General features: G+C 44.5%; 19 protein-coding genes and 1 tRNA gene. 19 read left to right on the forward strand and 1 reads right to left on the reverse strand.

Features of this window, described 5'->3' with window-relative positions; translation table 11 throughout:
* Positions 1–115: 115 nt before the first annotated feature.
* Positions 116–189 (reverse strand) — tRNA-Met (locus NR125_RS27745).
* A gap of 356 nt (positions 190–545) precedes the next feature.
* Between NR125_RS27745 and spoIIE the strand changes: the two genes are divergently transcribed.
* From spoIIE to lysS, 19 genes are all read left to right on the forward strand, one after another.
* Positions 546–3,026 carry a stage II sporulation protein E gene (gene spoIIE / locus NR125_RS27750; protein WP_251157486.1) on the forward strand — a complete coding sequence of 827 codons (2,481 nt, stop codon included), beginning with the start codon at positions 546–548 and terminating at the stop codon, positions 3,024–3,026.
* A gap of 271 nt (positions 3,027–3,297) precedes the next feature.
* Positions 3,298–4,035 (forward strand): VWA domain-containing protein, encoded by a 738-nt coding sequence (locus NR125_RS27755; protein WP_009336644.1) that lies wholly within the window; start codon positions 3,298–3,300, stop codon positions 4,033–4,035.
* Positions 4,004–4,981: a protein kinase domain-containing protein gene (locus tag NR125_RS27760; RefSeq protein ID WP_256816594.1), complete on the forward strand. Its 978-nt coding sequence runs from the start codon at positions 4,004–4,006 to the stop codon at positions 4,979–4,981. The genes NR125_RS27755 and NR125_RS27760 overlap by 32 nt, the downstream gene beginning before the upstream one ends.
* 211 nt (positions 4,982–5,192) lie before the next feature.
* Positions 5,193–6,581, forward strand: coding sequence for a tRNA lysidine(34) synthetase TilS (gene tilS, locus NR125_RS27765; protein ID WP_256816595.1), 1,389 nt, complete (start codon positions 5,193–5,195; stop codon positions 6,579–6,581).
* Positions 6,582–6,604: 23 nt separating this feature from the next.
* Positions 6,605–7,150, forward strand: coding sequence for a hypoxanthine phosphoribosyltransferase (gene hpt / locus NR125_RS27770; RefSeq protein WP_256816608.1), 546 nt, complete (start codon positions 6,605–6,607; stop codon positions 7,148–7,150).
* A gap of 143 nt (positions 7,151–7,293) precedes the next feature.
* Positions 7,294–9,285: an ATP-dependent zinc metalloprotease FtsH gene (gene ftsH / locus NR125_RS27775; protein ID WP_256816597.1), complete on the forward strand. Its 1,992-nt coding sequence runs from the start codon at positions 7,294–7,296 to the stop codon at positions 9,283–9,285.
* Positions 9,286–9,697: 412 nt separating this feature from the next.
* Positions 9,698–10,477, forward strand: coding sequence for a type III pantothenate kinase (locus NR125_RS27780; protein ID WP_026041723.1), 780 nt, complete (start codon positions 9,698–9,700; stop codon positions 10,475–10,477).
* A 217-nt stretch (positions 10,478–10,694) separates the two neighbouring features.
* Positions 10,695–11,573, forward strand: a complete 879-nt coding sequence (gene hslO, locus NR125_RS27785; RefSeq protein WP_009336636.1) for an Hsp33 family molecular chaperone HslO — start codon at positions 10,695–10,697, stop codon at positions 11,571–11,573.
* Positions 11,574–11,783: 210 nt separating this feature from the next.
* Positions 11,784–12,650 carry a peptidyl-prolyl cis-trans isomerase gene (locus tag NR125_RS27790; RefSeq protein WP_009336635.1) on the forward strand — a complete coding sequence of 289 codons (867 nt, stop codon included), beginning with the start codon at positions 11,784–11,786 and terminating at the stop codon, positions 12,648–12,650.
* A gap of 194 nt (positions 12,651–12,844) precedes the next feature.
* Positions 12,845–13,774: a cysteine synthase A gene (gene cysK, locus NR125_RS27795; RefSeq protein ID WP_009336634.1), complete on the forward strand. Its 930-nt coding sequence runs from the start codon at positions 12,845–12,847 to the stop codon at positions 13,772–13,774.
* A 559-nt stretch (positions 13,775–14,333) separates the two neighbouring features.
* Complete coding sequence (pabB, locus tag NR125_RS27800; RefSeq protein ID WP_256816600.1) at positions 14,334–15,749, forward strand: aminodeoxychorismate synthase, component I; 1,416 nt, start codon at positions 14,334–14,336, stop codon at positions 15,747–15,749.
* Positions 15,746–16,339 carry an aminodeoxychorismate/anthranilate synthase component II gene (pabA, locus tag NR125_RS27805; RefSeq protein WP_256816602.1) on the forward strand — a complete coding sequence of 198 codons (594 nt, stop codon included), beginning with the start codon at positions 15,746–15,748 and terminating at the stop codon, positions 16,337–16,339. Before pabB ends, pabA begins: the two co-directional genes overlap by 4 nt.
* 2 nt (positions 16,340–16,341) lie before the next feature.
* A complete protein-coding gene (gene pabC / locus NR125_RS27810; protein WP_009336631.1) occupies positions 16,342–17,199 on the forward strand; it encodes an aminodeoxychorismate lyase in 858 nt (285 codons plus the stop codon).
* A gap of 11 nt (positions 17,200–17,210) precedes the next feature.
* Positions 17,211–18,047, forward strand: coding sequence for a dihydropteroate synthase (gene folP, locus NR125_RS27815; protein WP_009336630.1), 837 nt, complete (start codon positions 17,211–17,213; stop codon positions 18,045–18,047).
* Positions 18,040–18,402 carry a dihydroneopterin aldolase gene (gene folB, locus NR125_RS27820; protein WP_009336629.1) on the forward strand — a complete coding sequence of 121 codons (363 nt, stop codon included), beginning with the start codon at positions 18,040–18,042 and terminating at the stop codon, positions 18,400–18,402. Before folP ends, folB begins: the two co-directional genes overlap by 8 nt.
* Positions 18,399–18,926 carry a 2-amino-4-hydroxy-6-hydroxymethyldihydropteridine diphosphokinase gene (gene folK / locus NR125_RS27825; protein WP_009336628.1) on the forward strand — a complete coding sequence of 176 codons (528 nt, stop codon included), beginning with the start codon at positions 18,399–18,401 and terminating at the stop codon, positions 18,924–18,926. The genes folB and folK overlap by 4 nt, the downstream gene beginning before the upstream one ends.
* Complete coding sequence (locus NR125_RS27830) at positions 18,878–19,093, forward strand: helix-turn-helix domain-containing protein (protein ID WP_009336627.1); 216 nt, start codon at positions 18,878–18,880, stop codon at positions 19,091–19,093. The genes folK and NR125_RS27830 overlap by 49 nt, the downstream gene beginning before the upstream one ends.
* Positions 19,094–19,129: 36 nt before the next feature.
* Positions 19,130–20,131 (forward strand): tRNA dihydrouridine synthase DusB, encoded by a 1,002-nt coding sequence (dusB, locus tag NR125_RS27835; protein WP_009336626.1) that lies wholly within the window; start codon positions 19,130–19,132, stop codon positions 20,129–20,131.
* 201 nt (positions 20,132–20,332) lie between these two features.
* Positions 20,333–21,832 (forward strand): lysine--tRNA ligase, encoded by a 1,500-nt coding sequence (gene lysS, locus NR125_RS27840; protein ID WP_026041724.1) that lies wholly within the window; start codon positions 20,333–20,335, stop codon positions 21,830–21,832.
* Positions 21,833–22,253: the final 421 nt, after the last annotated feature.

The raw sequence follows: 22,253 nt of genomic DNA on the forward strand, positions 1-22,253 counted from the left end.
AACCCGTGTTACCGCCGTGAAAGGGCGGTGTCTTAACCGCTTGACCAACGGGCCAGGATAATATTGAATTTTGAGGAGCTTGAGTGGTTTAAGCTCAAACCTCGAATATTTCAGATAGCGGCGGAGGGGATCGAACCCCCGACCTCACGGGTATGAACCGTACGCTCTAGCCAGCTGAGCTACACCGCCATATTTTTATAGATTTATAGATGTGCTCTGAAGCACAAGATTTATAATACAAATTTTTAAAAAGGAAGTCAATAAGATATTTAAAGAAATATGTCGTAAATTTCCCTTGCCTCTTCGTCAATTTCTTCCAAGCTTCTCTTTCCGCGGAAAGCTGTCGTTCCAAGGGTTTGTTTACTTTTTTTGTCAGAACCAAGCGGAACTTCAGAAAGACCAATTTTAAATCTTGTTATCTATCCCCATATATAGTGGAAAACCGTCGAACGAAAAGCCGGGGCTTGTCTGCTATTTTGACAAACTTCTGGAGCGCTGGATTTTATAATTGTCAGCAACGATAAAAATATGGGGAGTGTAGTTTAATGGAAAAGGTAGAAAGGAATGTAATGGAGCCGATCGGGGAAGTGCCCTTCAACAAACCGAAACTGGATTTTGCCAAAGGCTTAAAAAAACTCCACTCGGGGTTGGAGAATTTCTTTCTGAAAAAAGGCTATGTTCTGCTGATCATTGGCTTTTTGCTTGGAAGAGCCTTGATATTGGCGAAGCTTACCCCATTTAGCCTTCCGTTTTTTGCAGCGGTTTATTTCATACGAAGGGATAAGGCGCCCCTGGCCCTAGTGGGATTAATGGCAGGCGCTGCCACATTGTCCATCTCCAATGCTGTATCTGCTTTTGGAATAACCTTCATCTTTTTATTTGCCTTCCGGGTCTCGAAAAAATGGCTGCATAATGAAATCAGGGCACTGCCTTTTTACGTGTTCTTCACTCTTTTAGGAGGCAAGCTCCTGGAGGCTTTCATTACGAAGGGCCAGCTGACTTTATATGATGGAATGATGGCCGGTATTGAATCAGGCCTTGGTTTCATTCTAACGCTGATTTTCCTGCAGGGTCTGCCGCTGCTTTCGATAAATAAACGCAGACAATCACTGAAAACCGAAGAAATTGTCTGCCTGATCATTATGCTGGCATCTGTCATGACGGGAACGATCGGCTGGACGGTCTATGATCTTTCGGTCGAGCATATTATGTCTCGCTATCTTGTCCTGCTCTTTGCCTTTGTAGCAGGAGCCACCGTCGGTTCTACAGTAGGGGTGGTAACCGGTCTGATCTTCTCCCTTGCGAATATATCGAGCTTTTATCATATGAGTCTGCTGGCCTTCGCGGGTCTATTAGGCGGTCTTTTAAAAGAAGGCAGGAAGTTCGGTGTGGCATTCGGCCTTCTGATTGCGACACTCCTGATGGGCATGTATGGAGAAGGAAGCGGAAATCTCATGAAAACTCTGTATGAAACAGGCGCAGCGATTCTCTTATTTTTATTAACTCCGCAGGCTTTAACGATGAAATTGGCCAAGCACATCCCGGGGACGCCTGAATATGCCGCTGAGCAGCAGCATTATATGAGAAAAATGCGCGATGTGACAGCACAGCGTGTTGCCCAGTTCTCAAGCGTCTTCCAAGCCCTTTCCAAAAGCTTCTCCTCTCATAATGAGCCATCTGAATGGGAGGAAGACGGTGATAGGGAAGTGGATTATTTCTTAAGCAATGTAACGGAAAAAACATGCCAGACCTGCTTTAAGAAAGATCATTGCTGGTCAAAGAACTTTAATACAACCTATGACTATATGATGGATATTATGCACGATGTGGACAACAATGAAGGTGCTCTTTCTCCAAAGCTTGCGAGGGATTGGGAAAAGTACTGCACAAGATCGAAAAAAGTGACTGAAGCTGTACAGCAGGAGCTGACTTATTTTAAGGCGAACCAAAAGCTGAAGAAGCAGGTTCAGGAAAGCAGAAGGCTGGTAGCTGATCAGCTGATGGGTGTTTCGGAGGTAATGGGGGATTTTGCGAAAGAAATCCAGCGAGAGCGGGAAAATCATCATAAGCAGGAAGAACAGATTCTTGAAGCACTTCAGGAGTTTGGCATTCATATCGAGCAGGTGGAAATTTACAGCCTGGAGCAGGGAAATGTCGACATTGATATGACCATCCCATATTGCCAGGGGCATGGGGAATGCGAAAAGCTAATTGCACCAATGCTATCTGATATTTTGGGAGAAACGATATTAGTAAATTCAGAGGAATGCGCCGCGTTCCCAAATGGATACTGCCATGTCACATTCCGGTCAGCCAAGGCATTCGTGGTTGAAACTGGCGTTGCACATGCTGCGAAGGACGGCGGTTTAGTATCAGGGGACAGCTATTCCACTATCGAACTGGGCTGCGGAAAGTTTGCGATTGCCATCAGTGATGGAATGGGCAATGGGGAACGGGCTCATGCGGAAAGCCAGGAAACACTTCAGCTCCTGCAGAAAATTCTTCAATCGGGCATTGAAGAGCAGGTCGCCATTAAATCAGTCAATTCCGTTCTTTCTTTAAGGACAACAGACGAAATTTTCTCCACCTTGGATTTGGCTATGATTGATCTGCAGAATGCCGACGCGAAATTTTTGAAAATTGGATCAACTCCAAGCTTTGTAAAGAGAGGCCATAAGGTAATAAAAATTCAGGCCAGCAATCTCCCGATGGGAATCATTCAGGAATTTGATGTAGATGTGGTCAGTGAGCAGCTTAAAGCCGGAGATTTGCTGATCATGATGAGTGATGGCGTTTTTGAAGGGCCGAAGCATGTCGAGAACTTTGATTTGTGGATGAAGCGCAAGGTATCCGAGTTGAAGACGGACGACCCTCAAGAAGTGGCCGATTTAATTATGGAAGAGGTCATCAGGTCAAGATCCGGGAATATTGAAGATGATATGACGGTGGTTGTGTCAAAGGTCAAACACAATACTCCGAAATGGACCAGCATTCCCGTACATGCCATGCGCCAAAAGGCCAACTGATTAATTTGCTCATTGCTAAATAACTCAATAAAGTCTCTAAATTAGATAATTGTCCAGCTCAGCACCTGCCCCATCGAGGTCATAAGCTTATCAAGCTGCGGCTCCCAGGGACGAAAGATTTGCCAATCCCTTCCAGAAGGGAAGAACACCTTCTTGCAGGGTTCGTCTTATGCTTAGCGGGGGTGAACAAGGTGCTTCCGCATTTCTTAGGTATAAATCCCCTCCTTTCAGTCGAAAATGCTAACAACTCAAATGTGGAGGGGAGATTCAAATGAAAACAGGAACATTGAAGCAAATTTTACTGATAACGGATGGCTGTTCAAATCAGGGTGAAGATCCCGTTGCCATGGCGGCCTTGGCCAAGGAGCAGGGAATAACTGTGAATGTCATCGGAGTCATGGAGCAGGATGTCATTGATGAGCAGGGAATGAATGAAATTGAAGGAATCGCGATGTCAGGAGGCGGTGTCAGTCAGGTTGTCTACTCTCAGCAGCTGTCCCAGACGGTACAGATGGTGACGAGAAAAGCCATGACCCAGACCCTTCAGGGAGTTGTGAACAAGGAGCTTCAGCAGATCCTCGGCGGTTCCAAAACAATGGAGGACCTTCCGCCTGATCAGCGCGGCGAGGTGATGGAGGTTGTGGATGAACTGGGTGAGACAGTCGAACTTGAAGTGCTGGTTCTCGTGGATACCAGTGCAAGCATGAAACATAAGCTTCCAACCGTTAAGGAAGCCTTGCTGGATCTTTCTCTAAGCCTTAATGCACGATCTGGTGATAACCGATTTTCCGTATTCGTATTTCCCGGGAAAAAGAAAGATGTCGAAAAACTGCTGGATTGGACGCCGAATCTTGAATCGCTGACCAGCATTTTCTCGAAATTGACAACAGGAGGGATTACGCCTACAGGTCCGGCTATTCAAGAGGCCTTAAACCATTTCAAGAAAAAACGTTCATTAAGGAGTCTGCTTTCCCGTGATGATGAATCATTCTTTGAAGAGTCAGTGTAAAGTAAACCCTGGTACTGTAATTGAAGGAAAGTGGCACCGAAACCGATATACCATTATAAAGGAATTAGGGTATGGTGCGAATGGGATTGTTTATCTCGCTAAAAACCAAAATCAGCAGGTTGCTTTGAAAATGAGTGATAACGGGATGTCCATCACGTCTGAAGTGAACGTCCTTAAATCCTTTGCAAAGGTCCAAGGCTCTGCCCTCGGGCCTTCTTTGCTTGATGTGGATGATTGGGATAGGAGAAGCGGAAAGGTTTCGTTCTATGTAATGGAATATATACAGGGCCCTGATTTACTGACATTTATCCAGCAAAAAGGGTCATCCTGGACCGGTGTTTTAATCGTACAGCTGCTGAACGATCTTGATTCCTTGCATAAAACGGGCTGGGTTTTCGGTGATTTAAAGCCGGATAATTTGATCGTAACAGGCCCTCCTTCAAAAATACGCACCATAGATGTGGGTGGAACCACCATTCAAGGCAGGGCGATAAAAGAATTTACCGAGTTTTATGATCGCGGCTATTGGGGATTGGGGACCAGAAAGGCTGACCCGGCCTACGATCTCTTTGCTGCAGCCATGATTATAATCAATACGGCATACCCAAAAAGGTTTGCCAAGACAACCGGTGACCTCAAACAGCTCAAAATGATGGTCCGCCAAAAGAAAGAGCTGCTGAAATACGAAGATGTTATTCTAAATGCCCTGCAAGGCCACTATAGCTCGGCTGGTGAAATGAGAAATGATATGCTCCAGCTCACTCGTTCAAATCCTGTGCAAAGGAGCACGGGAAACAGGAACGCCGGACAAAAAGCCCGTCCTCAGCCTGCCAGCAGGCAAGTGTACAGGCAGAAAAAACAGAAAGGGAGCATCTTTGAAACTCTGCTGATTACCCTTATCGTGACGCTTCTTTATTTCTTATATATTTATGGGCAGCTGCTTTAAATTTGAGAAAAATGAAACTTTCTTCTCCCTGATTCGTATAGTAAGCTTAATCCCTTTTGATATTTACCCTTTAAAAATGATATGCTTTTCTATATGAAGGATTACGCTGCCCTTTGCAGGGGTAGTATAAAGTGAAACTTCAATATAGAGGATGATTTTTTTCTCTGATTGTCAGCGATAAATATATTTCTATCGGATAAGGAAGAAGCCTATGCTCCAAGAGAAAGTGAGTGCTTTCCTTAAGAAAAAGGGATTGGATTTAAATAATAAGAAAATAGTAGTCGGTGTATCGGGAGGACCGGATTCAATCGCCCTGCTTCATTATTTTTGGAACCAGAGACAGCAGCTTCAAATAGAACTAATCGCCGCTCATGTCGATCATATGTTCAGAGGCGAGGAATCTTTTCAGGACGCCATGTTTGTGAAGGATTACTGCAGAAAGAAAGCCATTCCATTTGAAATGGAAAGAGCGAATGTACCGGAGTATATGGAGAAGTCCGGGAAGAGTTCCCAGACAGCTGCAAGGGATTGCCGCTACAGCTTCTATCAAAGAACCGCCAAGAAATATGGGGCAGAGTACATAGCGCTGGGACATCATGGCGATGACCAGGTTGAAACCATATTAATGCGGCTCACAAGGGGAAGCACCGGCAGCGCAAGAGCAGGAATTCCTTTCAAGCGTCCATTTGGCGATTATTTTATCATCCGCCCTTTCCTGTGCTTGAATAGGGCCGAAATCGAAGACTACTGCCTGAAGGAACGCCTGAACCCCCGGCGGGATCCAAGCAATGAAAAAGGCATATACAGCCGCAACCGATTCAGACAGGAAGTGCTCCCATTCCTGAGAAAAGAAAACCCTCAGGTGCATGAGCATTTTCAAAGATTCAGTGAAGATTTGCAAAGTGATGAAGCATATCTGCAGGAATTAACGGTCCACAAAATGAATACAGTAATGAAAAAGAAGGCCAATGAGGAAATTAGTATGGATATCGATGCTTTCGAGGCAATGCCAATGCCTTTACAAAGGAGAGGGATTCAACTAATATTAAACTATCTTTATAAGGAAAGGCCGGCATCGTTATCGGCATCTCATATTGAGAGCATTTTTTCCTTAATGAAAAGTCCTCATCCATCGGGAAATCTAGATTTTCCAGGCGGTTTACATATTGTACGCTCCTACCGGCAATGCCACTTCTTATTCCCGAAGGAACCTGTACAATCCTATCGATATGAAATCTTCGAACCTGCATGCATTAAACTCCCAAACAGCGGATCGATTATCCTTGAATATGCTGACTGTTCTGATGGAATTCTAAACAATGATACCCTGGTATTAGACAGGGAGAGTGTTTCTTTTCCAATCATTATCAGGACTAGGGAAAAGGGAGACCGCATGACGCTTAAAGGAATGCAAGGGTCCCGAAAGATAAAGGACATTTTCATCGATCATAAAGTACCGCTGCATGATCGGAAAACATGGCCAATTGTGACAGATGCACAAGGCAGGATCCTGTGGGTGCCTGGTTTGAAGAAATCACATGATGATAGGGAGCAGCAATCTTGTACCAGCTATATTATTTTAAAATACATAAAGCAATGATCTTCTAGGGGGCACAATAAATGATGAAAAATGATATTGAAAAAGTACTATTTTCGGAAGAGGAGCTGCAGGATAAGATTAAATCCCTTGCTGCTGAACTCACTGAAGAATACCAGGACCGATTCCCGCTTGCCATTGGGGTGTTAAAAGGAGCAATGCCTTTTATGAGCGACCTTTTAAAGCGTGTGGATACATATCTTGAGATGGACTTCATGGATGTTTCAAGCTATGGGAATTCAATGGTTTCTTCAGGAGAAGTGAAAATTCTGAAAGATCTTGATACTTCTGTGGAAGGCAGAGATATTCTGATCATTGAGGATATCATCGACAGCGGCTTGACACTCAGCTATCTTGTTGAGCTGTTCCGCTACAGAAAAGCGAAAAGCATTAAGATTGTAACACTGCTTGACAAGCCAACAGGAAGAAAGGCTGATATCAAAGCTGATTATGTAGGATTTATTGTTCCTGATGAATTCGTAGTCGGCTACGGCCTGGATTACGCGGAAAAATACCGCAATCTTCCATATATTGGAGTCCTGAAGCCGGAAGTATACAGCAACAACGATTAAGGAAATCCTAAGCATTGATCTTGCATTAAAGCCCTTTACTGAAACAAGAATCACCCGGTTTTAAGAAGTCTAATTCCTTGTATTGGCACGATTTTCTATGATACTATACACTATAGTTTGTTTACCGTGGGAGGAGGTAAGGGATGAATCGGATCTTCCGGAATACCATCTTTTATTTATTAATATTTTTAGTCATTATTGGAGTTGTCAGCTTCTTTAACGGCAACAATGAACCAACGGAGCACATCTCTTATAATAAATTTGTTGATCACTTGGAAAGCGGCGACATTACGTCCATTTCCCTTCAGCCTGAGAGAGGTGTATTTGAAGTACGGGGTCAGCTTGAAGGATATGAGGAGGGCAAATACTTCCTGACTTATATCATGAACAATGATAATATCCTTGACCGTGTGGATCAATTAGCCCAGTCTTCAGATGTAGAAGTCATGCCGGCTAAGGAAACAAGCGGATGGGTGACATTCTTTACGTCAATCATTCCTTTCATCATCATCTTCATACTATTCTTCTTCCTGCTGAACCAGGCGCAGGGCGGAGGAAGCCGTGTGATGAACTTCGGCAAAAGCAAAGCCAAGCTTTATGATGAAAGCAAAAAGAAAGTGCGCTTTAAAGATGTTGCAGGCGCCGATGAAGAAAAGCAGGAGCTAGTTGAGGTCGTTGAGTTCCTTAAAGACCCGCGCAAATTTGCTGAATTGGGAGCAAGAATTCCCAAAGGGGTTCTTCTTGTAGGACCTCCAGGAACAGGTAAAACCTTGCTTGCACGGGCGGCAGCCGGTGAAGCGGGCGTTCCGTTCTTCTCCATAAGCGGTTCTGATTTCGTTGAAATGTTCGTAGGTGTGGGTGCTTCCCGTGTCCGTGACTTATTCGAAAATGCGAAAAAGAACGCGCCATGTATTATATTTATCGATGAAATTGATGCTGTAGGGCGCCAGCGTGGTGCCGGCCTAGGCGGCGGACACGATGAACGCGAGCAGACCCTTAACCAGCTTCTAGTTGAAATGGATGGATTTGGAGCAAATGAAGGAATTATCATCATTGCTGCCACAAACCGTCCGGATATCCTTGACCCGGCATTATTGCGTCCGGGACGTTTTGACCGACAGATTACAGTTGACCGCCCAGATGTCAAAGGCCGTGAAGCAGTGCTTAAAGTACATGCCCGCAACAAGCCTTTAGATGAGTCGGTTAACTTAAAGAGCATCGCGATGCGTACACCTGGATTTTCAGGTGCAGACCTTGAAAATCTATTGAATGAAGCAGCGCTTGTAGCGGCCCGCCGCAATAAGAAAAAAGTCGATATGGAAGATATCGATGAAGCAACAGACCGCGTTATTGCAGGACCAGCTAAGAAAAGCCGTGTTATTTCCCAAAAGGAAAGAAACATCGTTGCTTTCCATGAAGCCGGTCATACAGTCATCGGTTTAGTGCTTGATGAAGCTGAAATGGTTCATAAAGTGACAATCGTGCCGCGCGGCCAGGCTGGCGGATACGCAGTGATGCTTCCGAAAGAAGACCGCTACTTCCAGACGAAACCAGAGCTTCTCGACAAAATTGTCGGCTTGCTTGGCGGACGTGTTGCAGAGGAAATCGTGTTCGGCGAAGTGAGTACAGGTGCCCATAATGACTTCCAGCGTGCGACAGGCATTGCCCGCCGCATGGTAACCGAATTTGGAATGAGCGATAAGCTTGGACCATTGCAATTTGGACAGTCTCAGGGCGGCCAGGTCTTCCTTGGACGTGACTTCCATAATGAACAAAATTATTCAGATGCAATCGCCTATGAAATTGATCTTGAAATCCAGCGCATTATCAAGGAATCTTATGAAAGAGCAAGAAAGCTCCTCACAGAAAACCGAGATAAGCTAAATCTGATTGCAAATACATTGCTTGAAGTCGAAACGCTTGATGCGGAACAAATCAAGCATTTATCAGATCATGGCAGACTGCCTGACCGTTCAGTGACTTCTATTTCAACTGATGAAGATGTGAAAGTGAACATCAGCATCAAGAAAGAAGATCATGCTGAAACAGGCGAAATTCCTGAAACAAGGGAAGGCTCAAGTCCTGCAGAAGCTGACGTGCCTCCTGCCATCGACGAAGAACGCAAAGACAAATAACCAAAAGCGCCTCTAGGGGCGCTTTTTTTTGCGGGAAAAATATCAATTGCCAGACCGGTTGGAATTTCCGATTACACGAAACAATAACAGTTGTGATATGATGTTTTCAGTGTAAAAAAAATATCAGCTAAGGCTATTTTCGTAAAGGTTGTTGCTCTCAACTGCAAACTTATTTTAATTTGCTGAGTTGATTGCAGCGGAGGGTGCTTGATCCTCGAAAATGCTTCCGTATTTTCTTTGTGCGGTGCTAATTCAAGGAGTCTTACTCAATGTCCTGCGGGAGAGAAGTGGAAGACCCCGAAGGCTTCATTTTTCCCCGCGAAAAGCAAGTGCCCCGTGCTGAATTCAACGGGCTAAATATAGTAACAACAATTTATGTTAAAAAGTCAATAATCATAAAGTGGTGAGAATGTTGATCTTTGTTTTCGACGTAGGAAATACGAATATCGTTCTGGGTGTCTATGATCAAGATGAATTAAAGCATCATTGGCGAATTGAAACCAACCGGAATAAAACAGAAGATGAATACGGAATGATTGTGAAGTCTCTGTTTGAGCATGTGAATCTTTCCTTTTCAGATATAGATGGCATTATCATTTCCTCTGTAGTGCCTCCAATCATGTTTTCGCTTGAAAGAATGTGCCAGAAATACTTCCATGTTAAGCCCCTTGTCGTGGGTCCTGGAATCAAAACAGGCTTAAACATCAAATATGAAAATCCGAGAGAAGTAGGTGCAGACCGCATCGTCAATGCAATAGCAGCCATTCATGAATATGGAAGCCCGTTAGTCATTGTCGATTTTGGAACAGCCACTACCTATTGCTATATCAATGAAAATAAGCAATATATGGGTGGCGCAATTGCCCCGGGAATTGGAATCTCGACCGAGGCTCTTTACTCACGTGCCGCCAAGCTTCCAAGAATAGAAATTGCCCGTCCTGATCATATTGTCGGGAAGAATACTGTATCTGCCATGCAGGCTGGGATTTTATATGGTTATGTTGGCCAGGTTGAAGGTATAGTAAAAAGAATGAAAGATCAGGCATCGCAAAAACCTACTGTCATTGCCACTGGGGGACTCGCAGGTTTAATTGCGCAGGAATCGGATATCATTGATGTCGTGGATCCATTTTTAACTTTAAAGGGTTTGCAGATTATTTATAAACGAAATATGGAAACCATAAAAAAATAGGACGTAGCTTAAAAAGCCGCTGACATTATAAGCGGTTTTCTGGAAGATAAGTAAATGTAAACTTTTTGAACTCGAAAATTGTCTAGCTCCAGCGCCTACCCCCTCTAGGTCACTAGCCAATCCTCCCCAAAGGCTAAGAACGTCTTTCGGCGAGGCTCGGCTTGTGCTTGTCGGGGGTGGGCAAGGCGCTTCCGCTTTTCGTAGAAAGGAGAAAAAAATGAGCGATTATTTAGTAAAAGCACTTGCATATGATGGACAAGTCCGTGCCTATGCATCTCGCACTACCGAAACAGTTGGAGAGGGCCAGCGCAGGCATTATACATGGCCAACCGCTTCAGCCGCATTAGGAAGATCCATGACGGCGGGCGTCATGATGGGCGCCATGCTGAAGGGCGATAACAAGCTGACTATCAAAATCGAAGGCGGCGGCCCAATTGGCGCCATCCTTGTAGACAGCAATGCTAAGGGAGAGGTGCGCGGCTATGTAACAAACCCGCAGACGCACTTCGATCTTAATGAGCAGGGCAAGCTTGACGTGCGCCGCGCGGTCGGCACTGAAGGGACGCTGACTGTCGTGAAGGATATTGGAATGAGAGAGCACTTCACAGGACAGGTTCCGCTGATTTCTGGAGAACTTGGAGATGATTTCACATATTACTTTGTTACTTCTGAACAAGTGCCTTCTTCCGTCGGAGTGGGTGTTCTTGTTAATCCTGACAATTCCATTCTTGCTGCTGGGGGATTCATTCTGCAGCTTATGCCGGGAACTGATGAAGAGACGATTACATTAATTGAGAACAGACTGAAAGAAATTCCGCCTGTATCTAAATTAATTCAGCAGGGATTAACGCCTGAAGAGCTACTGGAAACAATCCTTGGCAAAGACAATGTGAAGTTCCTTGAAAAGCTTCCTGTCTCCTTTACTTGTACATGTTCAAAAGAGCGTTTTGCCAATGCGATTATAAGTCTGGGTGAAGAGGAAATTCAGCAGATGATCGATGAAGATGGCCAGGCAGAAGCATCCTGCCATTTCTGCAACGAGAAATACCACTACACTAAAGAAGAACTCGAAGAATTAAAGAACGAAGTAAAGTAATAATTGAAATTGCTAAAGCGTCTGTCTGCCTGCATCTTTTAGGCTCCTGAAAGTAAGGCCGCTGAGGTTCGGATAGCGCGGCTCTTGGGCTAATTGTATTATTAAAATTCATATCTTTGAACTTCGAGAATTGTCTAGCTCCAGCGCCTGCCCCCTCGAGGTGTCGGGGGATGTGCAAGGCGCTTGCGCTTTTCTTAGGGGGAGGAGCACTTGGAAAAGAGACAGCTTTTTATGATTATTGCCGGTTTGGTGCTGCTGAACCTAATCACATTGGCCTTTTTGCTATTTAAAGGCGATGGCAGCGGGGAAGCAGTAGCAAAAGTCGGGGGAGATAAAATCACTCGCCAGGAATGGATGAGTGAGATGGAAACAAAATACGGAAAAAGCACATTAAGTGAATTAATTGATCAGAAGGTCATTGAAGAAGCAGGGGAAAAATACGGGGTGAAGGTCTCTGAAAAGGCTGTAGATCTTGAACTGAAAATGGTCAAGACCATGTACGGCGGCAATTTCACCGATGAGATGAGCGAAGACAAGTGGCGCAGGCAAATCAAAAATAACCTTATTCTTGAAGAACTGCTGACTGCCGATGTCTCCGTCTCTGAAGAAGAAATGAAAAGCTACTATGAGCAAAACAGCAGTCAGTTCCAAGTTCCGGACACTTATCACATCTCTCAGATTATCGTTAAAACAAAAGAAGAAGCGGAACAGACATTGAAGGAGCTGGATGAAGGCTCGAGCTTCTCTGTGCTTGCGATGGAACGGTCGATCGATGAATTTACCGCCAGCCTGGGGGGGAATGCAGGGTATGTCAGTGAAGATGATGAACATATACCGGCAGAAGTCTTTGAACAGGTTAAAACCCTTAAGCCCGGCAAGTGGACCAAGCCGATTAAAACGGAAAATGGATATGCCGTTGTAATGCTCCATGAGCATTTAAAGGGAGAAAATTATTCCTTTAAAGAAGTGAAGAGCATGATTCGCCGCCAGATCGCTCTTGAGCAGATGGATGTTCCTGTCTCTGCAAAGCCCTTTTGGAAAGAAGCAGAGGTCGAGTGGTTTTACGGTGAGCAGTAAATAAAAAGCACGGAGTGATTTCCGTGTTTTTTTCTGTATACATTGAGTATCATGTATAAAAGTGGGTAGTTTAAATATAATGACAAAAGTATGAATTTTCTTTTAAATAGCAATCAAATTCATTGACATTCCCATTGGGAATTGGTAAATTTGTATTAAACCAATAAAAATAGTCGGAAATGAGGAGTGGGGAAATGGTACGTGTAGCAAATTCGATTGCAGACCTTGTTGGCCAGACGCCAATTGTGAAACTAAACCGTTTAGTTGATGATAATAGTGCAGATGTTTATCTGAAATTGGAGTACATGAATCCTGGAAGCAGCGTAAAAGACCGTATTGCCCTGGCAATGATCACTGCCGCAGAGAAAGATGGAAGCCTTAAACCAGGTGATACCATTATTGAACCGACAAGTGGAAATACAGGAATCGGATTAGCGATGATTGCAGCAGCAAAAGGCTATAAAGCGGTTCTTGTCATGCCGGAGACGATGAGTATGGAGCGCCGAAATTTACTTCGTGCTTACGGGGCCGACCTTGTACTCACACCTGGACCGGAAGGAATGGGCGGTGCGATCCGCAAGGCGCAGGAACTGGCAAAGGAAAATGGCTATTTCGTGCCTCAGCAGTTTGAAAACCCTGCAAACCCTGAAATTCACCGTTTAACAACAGGACCTGAAATTACAGAGCAGATGGGCGACCAGCTGGATGCATTCATATCCGGAATCGGTACAGGCGGAACAATTACAGGTGCCGGCCAAGTGCTTAAAGAAAAATATAAAAACATCAAAATTTACGCAGTTGAACCAACCGATTCTCCTGTACTATCAGGCGGAAAGCCGGGTCCTCATAAAATCCAGGGCATTGGAGCAGGATTTGTACCGGATACCCTGGATACAAAGATTTATGATGAAGTGATTCAAATTACAAACGATGAGGCATTTGAATATGCCCGCCGCGCGGCCAAGGAAGAAGGAATCCTAGGAGGCATTTCCTCTGGTGCGGCGATCAGTGCGGCCCTAAAAGTTGCCAAAGAGCTTGGAAAAGGGAAAAAAGTTCTGGCGATTATCCCAAGTAACGGCGAGCGTTATTTAAGTACTCCTTTATACCAATTTGAAGCTGAATAATGATATGACAGCGGTCTCCAATGACCGCTGTTTTTTTGTATGGGGCGACTGCAAAATTGAACGATGTAAATAACTCTGTGGAAGAGTGTCTGCATCTAGCTCCAGCGCCTACCCCCTCGAGGTCACAAGCTTGTCTAGTTTCAGCTCCTTAGGGACTCGAGACATAAGCCAATCCTTTCCAGAAGGAAAGAACACCTTCTTGCAAGGCTCGTCTTATGCTTGTCGTCCCTGGGCAGTCGCCTCCACATTTCGGTTTGTCTAGTTTCGGCTCCTGGGGACTCTCAGGTCTAAACCATTTCCTTTCAGAAAAAAGAACCTTCTTACAGGAATCGTCTTATGCCTGAGGCCCGCAGGACAAGGAAGGCTTCATCAGCATAAACATCGACAGCTTTTTGGAGGATGCGGGTTATGCAGACGTTGCCACAGGACGTGGGCGTTCTTAGTCTGCCATCTTTCGCGGGCAAGGCGCTTCCGCTTTTGTTTCGTATAATAAAAATTATGAAAGCATGCCCTACATCATGTATGATGAAAAAAGAGAAATATATAGGGGTGACAATCATTGAAGCAGCTTCACATCCATGCCAAAAAAATACCTTATACATATAATCGGTTTTTCCGCCAATACCGCTCGCTGTCGGAGGGATTGGCGCATCATGTTCTGCTCGAAAGCGGACGTGGCGGCAGGTACAGTATCGCAGCCTTTGAGCCGGAAGCTATTTTAACAGGCAAAAATTCAGAACTTGAAATTTTGAGAGACGGCGAAAAACAGGTGCTGGAAGGCAACCCCCTTCATTTGATGCAGGAATGGCTGAATCAATATAAAGCAGATAAGCTCGATGAACTTCCTGACTTTCAGGGAGGAGCAATAGGGTTTATCAGCTATGATTACGCGCGTTATATCGAAAAGCTTCCAAAGGAGGCTCAAGATGATCTGCAGATACCTGATATTCATTTTTTTATTTATAAAGAATGCTTTGTCTTTGACCATGAAACCAAAGAGCTCTGGCTGATTTTCTTATACGAAAAAGGGGAAGAGCACTCGAATGGGGAATGGGCAGAGAATTGGGAGCAGAGATGGAAGAATGAAAGTGAGGAGCCTTCTGCGAAAGCGGAATACAATCAGGCTGAAAATACACTGGGTGTATCCATGAATGAAGAAGAATTCATGGCTGCCGTCAGGAGTATTCAGGAGTATATTTCACAGGGAGATGTCTTTCAGGTAAATCTCTCGGTACGCCAAAGCCGCCCAATTCATATTCAGGCAATGGAGGTATACGAGCAGCTGAGAGTGTTAAACCCTTCTCCGTACATGGGGTATTTTCACACTCCGGGATACCAGCTTGTAAGCGGATCCCCGGAACTGCTGATTAAGAAAAAAGGAAACACCGTCAGCACGCGGCCGATTGCCGGGACAAGATCCCGCGGGAAGGACCATGAGGAGGACCTCAAACTCGCCAGTGAACTGATTGAAAATGAGAAAGAGCGCGCAGAGCACGTGATGCTGGTAGATCTGGAGCGAAATGACCTTGGAAGAGTCTGCAAATATGGTACCGTTACAGTGGATGAGTTCATGGTCATTGAAAAATACTCACATGTGATGCATATTGTCTCCAATGTAAAAGGAGAGCTGGCAGACGGGAAGAATGCTGTTGATATCATCGACGCTGTATTTCCGGGAGGGACCATTACAGGAGCGCCAAAGGTAAGGACCATGGAAATCATTGAAGAACTTGAACCGGTCACAAGGGGCCCATACACCGGCTCTCTTGGCTGGATCAATTTCAGCGGCGACCTGGAACTGAATATTATCATCCGGACCATGCTTGTTAAAGAAGGACAGGCCCATGTGCAGGCTGGTGCCGGCATTGTTATTGATTCCAATCCTAAAAATGAATACAAAGAGTCGCTGAAAAAAGCAATTGCTCTTTGGAAAGCAAAAGAACTTGCAGAACAGGCAAAAGGGGATCAGCTATGATTTATATGATCGATAATTACGACTCTTTTACGTATAATCTCGTACAGTATCTCGGTGAATTAGGCGAAGAGCTGGTTGTAAAAAGAAACGATGAAACCTCTATTTCTGAAATAGGCAGTTTGCAGCCGAAGTTCCTAATGATCTCTCCGGGGCCGTGCAGCCCGAATGAAGCCGGCATCAGTCTGAAAGCTATTGAAGCTTTTGCGGGCAAAATCCCTGTTTTTGGCGTTTGTCTGGGACATCAATCGATTGTTCAAGTATTCGGTGGTGATGTTGTGCAGGCCGAGCGGCTCATGCATGGAAAAACCTCCGAAATTTTTCATGATGGGAAAACAATTTTTAAGGGCTTGCCCAATCCGTTTCCTGCCACCCGCTACCATTCGCTGATTGTAAAAAAGGAGACTCTGCCAGCTTGCCTTGAGGTCTCGGCCTGGACAGCTGAAGGGGAAATTATGGCCATTCGCCATAAGGAGCTCCCTTTGGAAGGTGTCCAATTCCATCCGGAATCGATTATGACGACGGCCGGAAAGGAACTCCTTCAGAATTTTATTCAGCATTACAAAGCTTTACTGCAGACAGAGGGGATTTAACCTTGTTTATATACATGAATGGTGAAGTTATCAGAAAAGAGGAGGCCAGGGTTTCTCCTTTTGATCATGGTTTTTTATATGGTATGGGGCTGTTCGAAACATTCCGTGTCTATAATGGTCATCCCTTTTTGCTGGATGATCATCTGGAACGGCTGAATTGGAGTCTGGAAGTTCTGAATATCAATGCGAGTTATAAAAGAGAACAAGTGCTTGGAGCGCTGGAGATGCTGCTTGAAAGAAACGGTTATAAGAATGCCTATATCCGGATGAATGTGTCAGCGGGAAACGGGGAGATTGGCCTTCAGACAGCTCCGTACACAAACCCGAATACGATTCTTTTCTGCAAACCGCTTTCTTCAAGGAATACGGGCGCAGAAAAGCAGGCAGTGCTGCTGAAGATTCCCCGCAATACACCCGAAGGGGCAGAACGCCTGAAGTCCCATCATTATTTAAATAACATTCTGGCTAAAAAAGAAGCGGGAAACGACCCTGGCATAGAAGGGTTATTTTTGACAAAGGAAGGCTTTTTGGCCGAAGGGGTCACTTCGAATCTATTCTGGATTAATGGAGGCCATTTATTTACGCCCTCGCTTGATACTGGCATACTTAACGGCATTACCCGAAGATTTGTGATGAGGCTTGCAGAGAAACTGGGGATGAATGTCCAGGAAGGCATGTATAGGCCGGAAGCTATAGTTGGGGCAGATGAAGTTTTTATAACGAACTCCATTCAGGAAATTGTACCGATTTGCATGTTTGATGGCCATCCCATGCCAGGGCTTTCCGGCAAGAAAACAAGAGAGCTCCAGATTCACTATGAATACCACTGTGAATACTTATGGAGCAGGAATGAACTGTAGGAGGATTCATAATGTCTAAAACAACAATTCAGTGTGGACCGTATACGTTGGATTACGGAAAGAAAACCATTGTAATGGGGATTTTGAATGCAACGCCAGACTCCTTCTCGGATGGAGGCAAATACAGTCATCAGGATCTGGCAGTCAAGCATGCTCTGGCAATGGTTGAAAATGGAGCGGATATTATTGATGTCGGGGGAGAATCAACCCGTCCGGGGTTTGATCCGGTGCCTGAAGACGAAGAGCTGAAGCGTGTTCTTCCTGTCATTGAGGCGATATCAAAGGAAGTAGATGTTCCAATATCAATTGATACCTATAAAGCTGAAGTCGCCAGGCAGGCCATTGGAGCCGGGGCTCATATTATCAATGATGTCTGGGGTGCCAAAGCGGATCCTCAGATGGCTTCCGTCGCGGCGGAAACGGAAGCGCCGATTATCTTAATGCATAACCGCAAAGATATGGAATACACTTCATTTTTCCGTGATGTCCTGAATGATCTGTATGAAAGCATCACGCTTGTAAAGTCAGCCGGTGTTAAGGACGAGAAGATTATCCTTGACCCGGGCATCGGTTTTGCCAAAGACTTAAATTATAACCTGCAAATGATGAGAGATTTGGACAAGCTTGTTGCCGTTGGGTATCCCGTGCTGCTTGGAACATCGAAAAAGCGGATGATCGGAACCATCCTGGACCTTCCGGTAGAAGAAAGAACGGAAGGAACAGGGGCCACAGTTTGCTACGGCATCCAAAAAGGATGTCAGATGATCCGCATCCATGATGTAAAGGAAATGAGCCGAATGGCTAAAATGATGGACGCTTTAATGGGAAAAGGTGAATACAATGGATAAAATCTATGTAAACCGAATGGAGTTTTATGGCTACCACGGTGTTTTTCAGGAAGAAACGAGGCTTGGCCAGCGCTTTGCTGTGGACCTTACCGTGGAAGCAGATCTGAAAAAAGCCGGGGAGACAGATAATCTTGATGACTCCATTAACTATGGCGAGCTGTATGCAGTCTGCAAAGAGGTTGTGGAAGGAAAGCCTTATAAGCTGGTTGAAGCTGTAGCAGAAAAGCTGGCGGCAGAACTTCTTTCGCGTTTTCCGCTGATTCTGCAGCTGACTGTCAAAGTAATCAAGCCTGATCCGCCCATTCCTGGCCACTATCAATCAGTTGCTGTTGAAATTACGAGAGGCAGATCATGAAGAATACCGCTTTTATTGCACTCGGCTCAAACATCGGCAGCCGGTTTGAACACTTGAAGGAAGCCATTGAGCTGATTGATCAGCTTCCGGATACCCAAGTGGTAAATACTTCATCTATTTACGAAACCGACCCGGTTGGGTATGAAGATCAAGAACAATTCTTAAATATGGCGATCCAAATTTCTACAGGATTAAATCCCTTTAAATTGCTGGATGCATGCCTTGATATAGAATTAAAACTTGGGAGAAAAAGGGAAATCCATTGGGGCCCCCGGACAATAGACCTTGACATTTTGCTGTATAATCACGAAAATATTGAAACAGAGAAGCTTATTGTTCCTCATCCTCGGATGCATGAAAGAGCATTTGTCCTTGTTCCTCTTTTAGAGGTTGATTCCAGCATCAGGCTTCCGAAGATGGAGAGGCCCTTAATTTCAATACTGGAAGATATACCTGACAGAGAGGGAGTACGGATATGGAAGCAGAAAAATGGGGAAGACGTATTCGCGCTTTTCGAAAGTTAAAAGGATTTACGCAAGAAGGATTTGCGAGAGAGCTCGGTGTATCGGTTTCGATATTAGGTGAAATTGAAAGAGGAAACCGCATGCCTGCACCGGCTTTAATTGAGCAGATTGCACTGGCGCTTAACATAACACAGGAAGAATTGGCTCCCAGGCAGGAGCACGAATAATATATACGTTTGAATGATTTAAAAGGAGGTGCAATCATGTTCAAAATTGGAGATATCGATCTGAAAAACCGTGTTGTACTGGCTCCGATGGCCGGAGTGTGCAACTCGGCTTTCCGTCTGACTGTAAAAGAATTCGGTGCCGGTCTCGTATGTGCTGAGATGGTCAGCGACAAAGGGATTGTCACTAAAAACGAAAAAACCATGAACATGCTCTATATTGATGAAAGAGAAAAGCCGCTAAGCCTGCAAATTTTCGGAGGCGAAAAAGAAACGCTTGTAGAAGCGGCGAAATTTGTAGATAAAAATACAAATGCAGATATCATCGACATTAACATGGGATGCCCTGTCCCTAAAATCACCAAATGTGATGCAGGTGCCAAGTGGCTCCTTGACCCGGATAAAATTTATGAAATGGTTTCGGTTGTAACGGACGCTGTTGAAAAGCCTGTTACTGTGAAAATGCGCATGGGCTGGGATGAAGATCACATTTATGCTGTAAGAAACGCTCAAGCTGTTGAACGCGCAGGCGGTAAAGCTGTAGCCCTTCATGGACGTACGCGTGTCCAAATGTATGAAGGGAAAGCAAACTGGGATATCATCCGCGAAGTGAAGCAGAGCATTAACATTCCGCTTATCGGAAATGGTGATGTGCAGACACCGGAGGATGCCAAGCGCATGCTGGACGAAACAGGCTGTGACGGTGTCATGATCGGGCGTGCTGCACTAGGAAACCCATGGATGATTTACCGCACAGTCAAATACCTTGAGACAGGTGAATTAATGGGTGAGCCTTCTATACGCGAGAAGATTGATGTGTGCATTCTTCACCTCGACCGCCTGATTTCATTAAAAGGTGAATTTATCGCTGTCCGTGAAATGAGAAAGCATACAGCGTGGTACCTTAAAGGTATCCGCGGCAATGCGAAAGTCCGCAATGCGGTCAACGAATGTGATACGAGAGAAGATCTTGTTACATTGCTGAACGCTTTAGTGATCGATGCAGAAGAAAAGGAAAGAAGCCAGATACAGGCAGGATAAGCTGCGTAAAGTTTGACAGGCAGTCTTTCTTTGCCTATAATACTTTTGATAAAAGGAAACTGCCAGTGCATGAACTGGCAGTTTTTATTCTATTTAAATATTTAGGATGTCTGATTTACTCACTTTGTGTAAAATAATAGAGATATACATTTTTGAAGGATCGCAGAATTGTGCGTACATAAAAAGATTTACAAAATGGAGATGATTTCAGTGAGCCAGAGTCATGAAGAATTAAATGACCAGTTAAAAGTAAGACGCGAGAAAATGAACAGCTTGCGCGAACAGGGAATGGATCCTTTCGGGAAACGTTTCGACCGTTCACACCAAAGCAAAGAATTAATAGAGCAGTACGGTGAGCTTGAAAAAGAAGAAATTGAAGAAAAGAATGTTTCTGTCACTCTGGCAGGCCGTATTATGACAAAGCGCGGAAAAGGGAAAGCTGGATTCGCTCATATACAAGATCTATCAGGACAAATTCAAATCTACATCCGCAAAGATGCAGTTGGGGAAGAGAACTATGCAATCTTCGAATCTGCCGACCTGGGAGATATCATTGGGGTCAGCGGTACGCTCTTTAAAACAAAGGTAGGCGAATTGTCTGTTAAAGCGCAGGAATTTGACCTTCTGACAAAATCCCTGCGTCCTCTTCCGGATAAGTTCCACGGTCTTAAAGACGTTGAGCAGCGTTACCGCCAGCGTTACCTGGATCTAATTATGAGTGAGGAAAGCAAACAGACTTTCATCACGAGAAGCCGCATTATCCAATCCATGCGCCGCTACCTTGACAGTCATGGCTACCTTGAAGTTGAAACACCTATGATGCATTCCATTGCAGGGGGGGCATCTGCACGACCATTTATCACTCATCATAATGCGCTGGATATGGAACTTTATATGCGTATCGCGATTGAGCTTCACCTGAAGCGCCTGATTGTGGGCGGCCTTGAAAAAGTGTATGAAATTGGCCGGGTATTCCGTAATGAAGGTGTATCTACACGGCACAATCCTGAATTCACTATGATTGAATTGTACGAGGCTTATGCTGACTATAGAGATATCATGAGCCTGACAGAAAACCTTATTGCCCACATTGCCCAAGAAGTTCTCGGAACAACTTCTGTGCAATACGGTGAGTATGAAGTGGATCTTAAGCCTGAATGGAAAAGGCTCCATATGGTAGATGCCATTAAGGAATATACAGGGGTAGACTTTTGGAAAGAAACAAGCAAGGAAGAAGCACAGCAGCTAGCCAAAGAACACGGTGTTGAAATCAAAGACAATATGGAGTATGGACATATTGTTAACGAATTCTTCGAGCAGAAGGTTGAAGAGAAATTAATTCAGCCTACATTCATCTATGGCCATCCTGTCGAGATTTCACCGCTTGCGAAGAAAAATGAAGAAGATCCACGCTTTACTGATCGATTTGAATTATTCATTGTAGCCCGAGAGCATGCGAATGCTTTCACTGAGCTGAATGATCCGATTGACCAGCGCGAGCGTTTTGAAGCACAGCTTAAAGAACGTGAAGAGGGTAATGATGAAGCTCATATGATGGATGACGACTTCATTGAAGCTCTTGAATACGGCATGCCGCCAACTGGAGGACTTGGCATCGGAATCGACCGCCTTGTTATGCTGCTGACAAACTCTCCTTCTATTAGAGATGTTCTGTTATTCCCGTTAATGCGCCATCGTTAAAATTAATAAAATCAGGCAGAGTACAGTACGTACTCTGTCTTTTTTTTTGTTTTATATAAAGGATTTGGGGACGTAAAATCTGCATAAATGATACTTTTTCCCGAGCAGAATAATGGGAATATTTTTTCTTTCTTTTTTGCGGATAAAAAAGAAAAAAACATATTGCATGTTGTCCTGCAAGGTGATATATTTATATTCGTTGCTGCGAGACAGCGACTTACAAAAAAGAATTTAAAAAAAGTTATTGACTCAGGTGATCGAATCTGATAAGATAATAAAGTCGCCTTTGAGCGGCGGATTGATCTTTGAAAACTGAACGAACAAAAACGTCAACGTTAATTCTTTAGTCTTTTTTGAAAAGACAACTTATGAGCTTAATCAACTCTTATATGGAGAGTTTGATCCTGGCTCAGGACGAACG

This window comes from Cytobacillus sp. Bac17 (assembly GCF_024519925.1).
GTDB lineage: Bacteria > Bacillota > Bacilli > Bacillales > Cytobacillaceae > Cytobacillus > Cytobacillus pseudoceanisediminis.

Bases quoted from the DNA above. Each gene is read 5' to 3' on its own strand.
- dusB (WP_009336626.1), top strand. From the start codon at position 19,130: ATGTTCAAAATTGGAGATATCGATCTGAAAAACCGTGTTGTACTGGCT.
- hpt (WP_256816608.1), top strand. From the start codon at position 6,605: ATGAAAAATGATATTGAAAAAGTACTATTTTCGGAAGAGGAGCTGCAG.
- spoIIE (WP_251157486.1), top strand. From the start codon at position 546: ATGGAAAAGGTAGAAAGGAATGTAATGGAGCCGATCGGGGAAGTGCCC.
- tilS (WP_256816595.1), top strand. From the start codon at position 5,193: ATGCTCCAAGAGAAAGTGAGTGCTTTCCTTAAGAAAAAGGGATTGGAT.
- folK (WP_009336628.1), top strand. From the start codon at position 18,399: ATGAAGAATACCGCTTTTATTGCACTCGGCTCAAACATCGGCAGCCGG.
- NR125_RS27755 (WP_009336644.1), top strand. From the start codon at position 3,298: ATGAAAACAGGAACATTGAAGCAAATTTTACTGATAACGGATGGCTGT.
- hslO (WP_009336636.1), top strand. From the start codon at position 10,695: ATGAGCGATTATTTAGTAAAAGCACTTGCATATGATGGACAAGTCCGT.
- cysK (WP_009336634.1), top strand. From the start codon at position 12,845: ATGGTACGTGTAGCAAATTCGATTGCAGACCTTGTTGGCCAGACGCCA.
- pabA (WP_256816602.1), top strand. From the start codon at position 15,746: ATGATTTATATGATCGATAATTACGACTCTTTTACGTATAATCTCGTA.
- folB (WP_009336629.1), top strand. From the start codon at position 18,040: ATGGATAAAATCTATGTAAACCGAATGGAGTTTTATGGCTACCACGGT.
- lysS (WP_026041724.1), top strand. From the start codon at position 20,333: ATGATTTCAGTGAGCCAGAGTCATGAAGAATTAAATGACCAGTTAAAA.
- NR125_RS27830 (WP_009336627.1), top strand. From the start codon at position 18,878: ATGGAAGCAGAAAAATGGGGAAGACGTATTCGCGCTTTTCGAAAGTTA.
- NR125_RS27760 (WP_256816594.1), top strand. From the start codon at position 4,004: ATGATGAATCATTCTTTGAAGAGTCAGTGTAAAGTAAACCCTGGTACT.
- folP (WP_009336630.1), top strand. From the start codon at position 17,211: ATGTCTAAAACAACAATTCAGTGTGGACCGTATACGTTGGATTACGGA.
- ftsH (WP_256816597.1), top strand. From the start codon at position 7,294: ATGAATCGGATCTTCCGGAATACCATCTTTTATTTATTAATATTTTTA.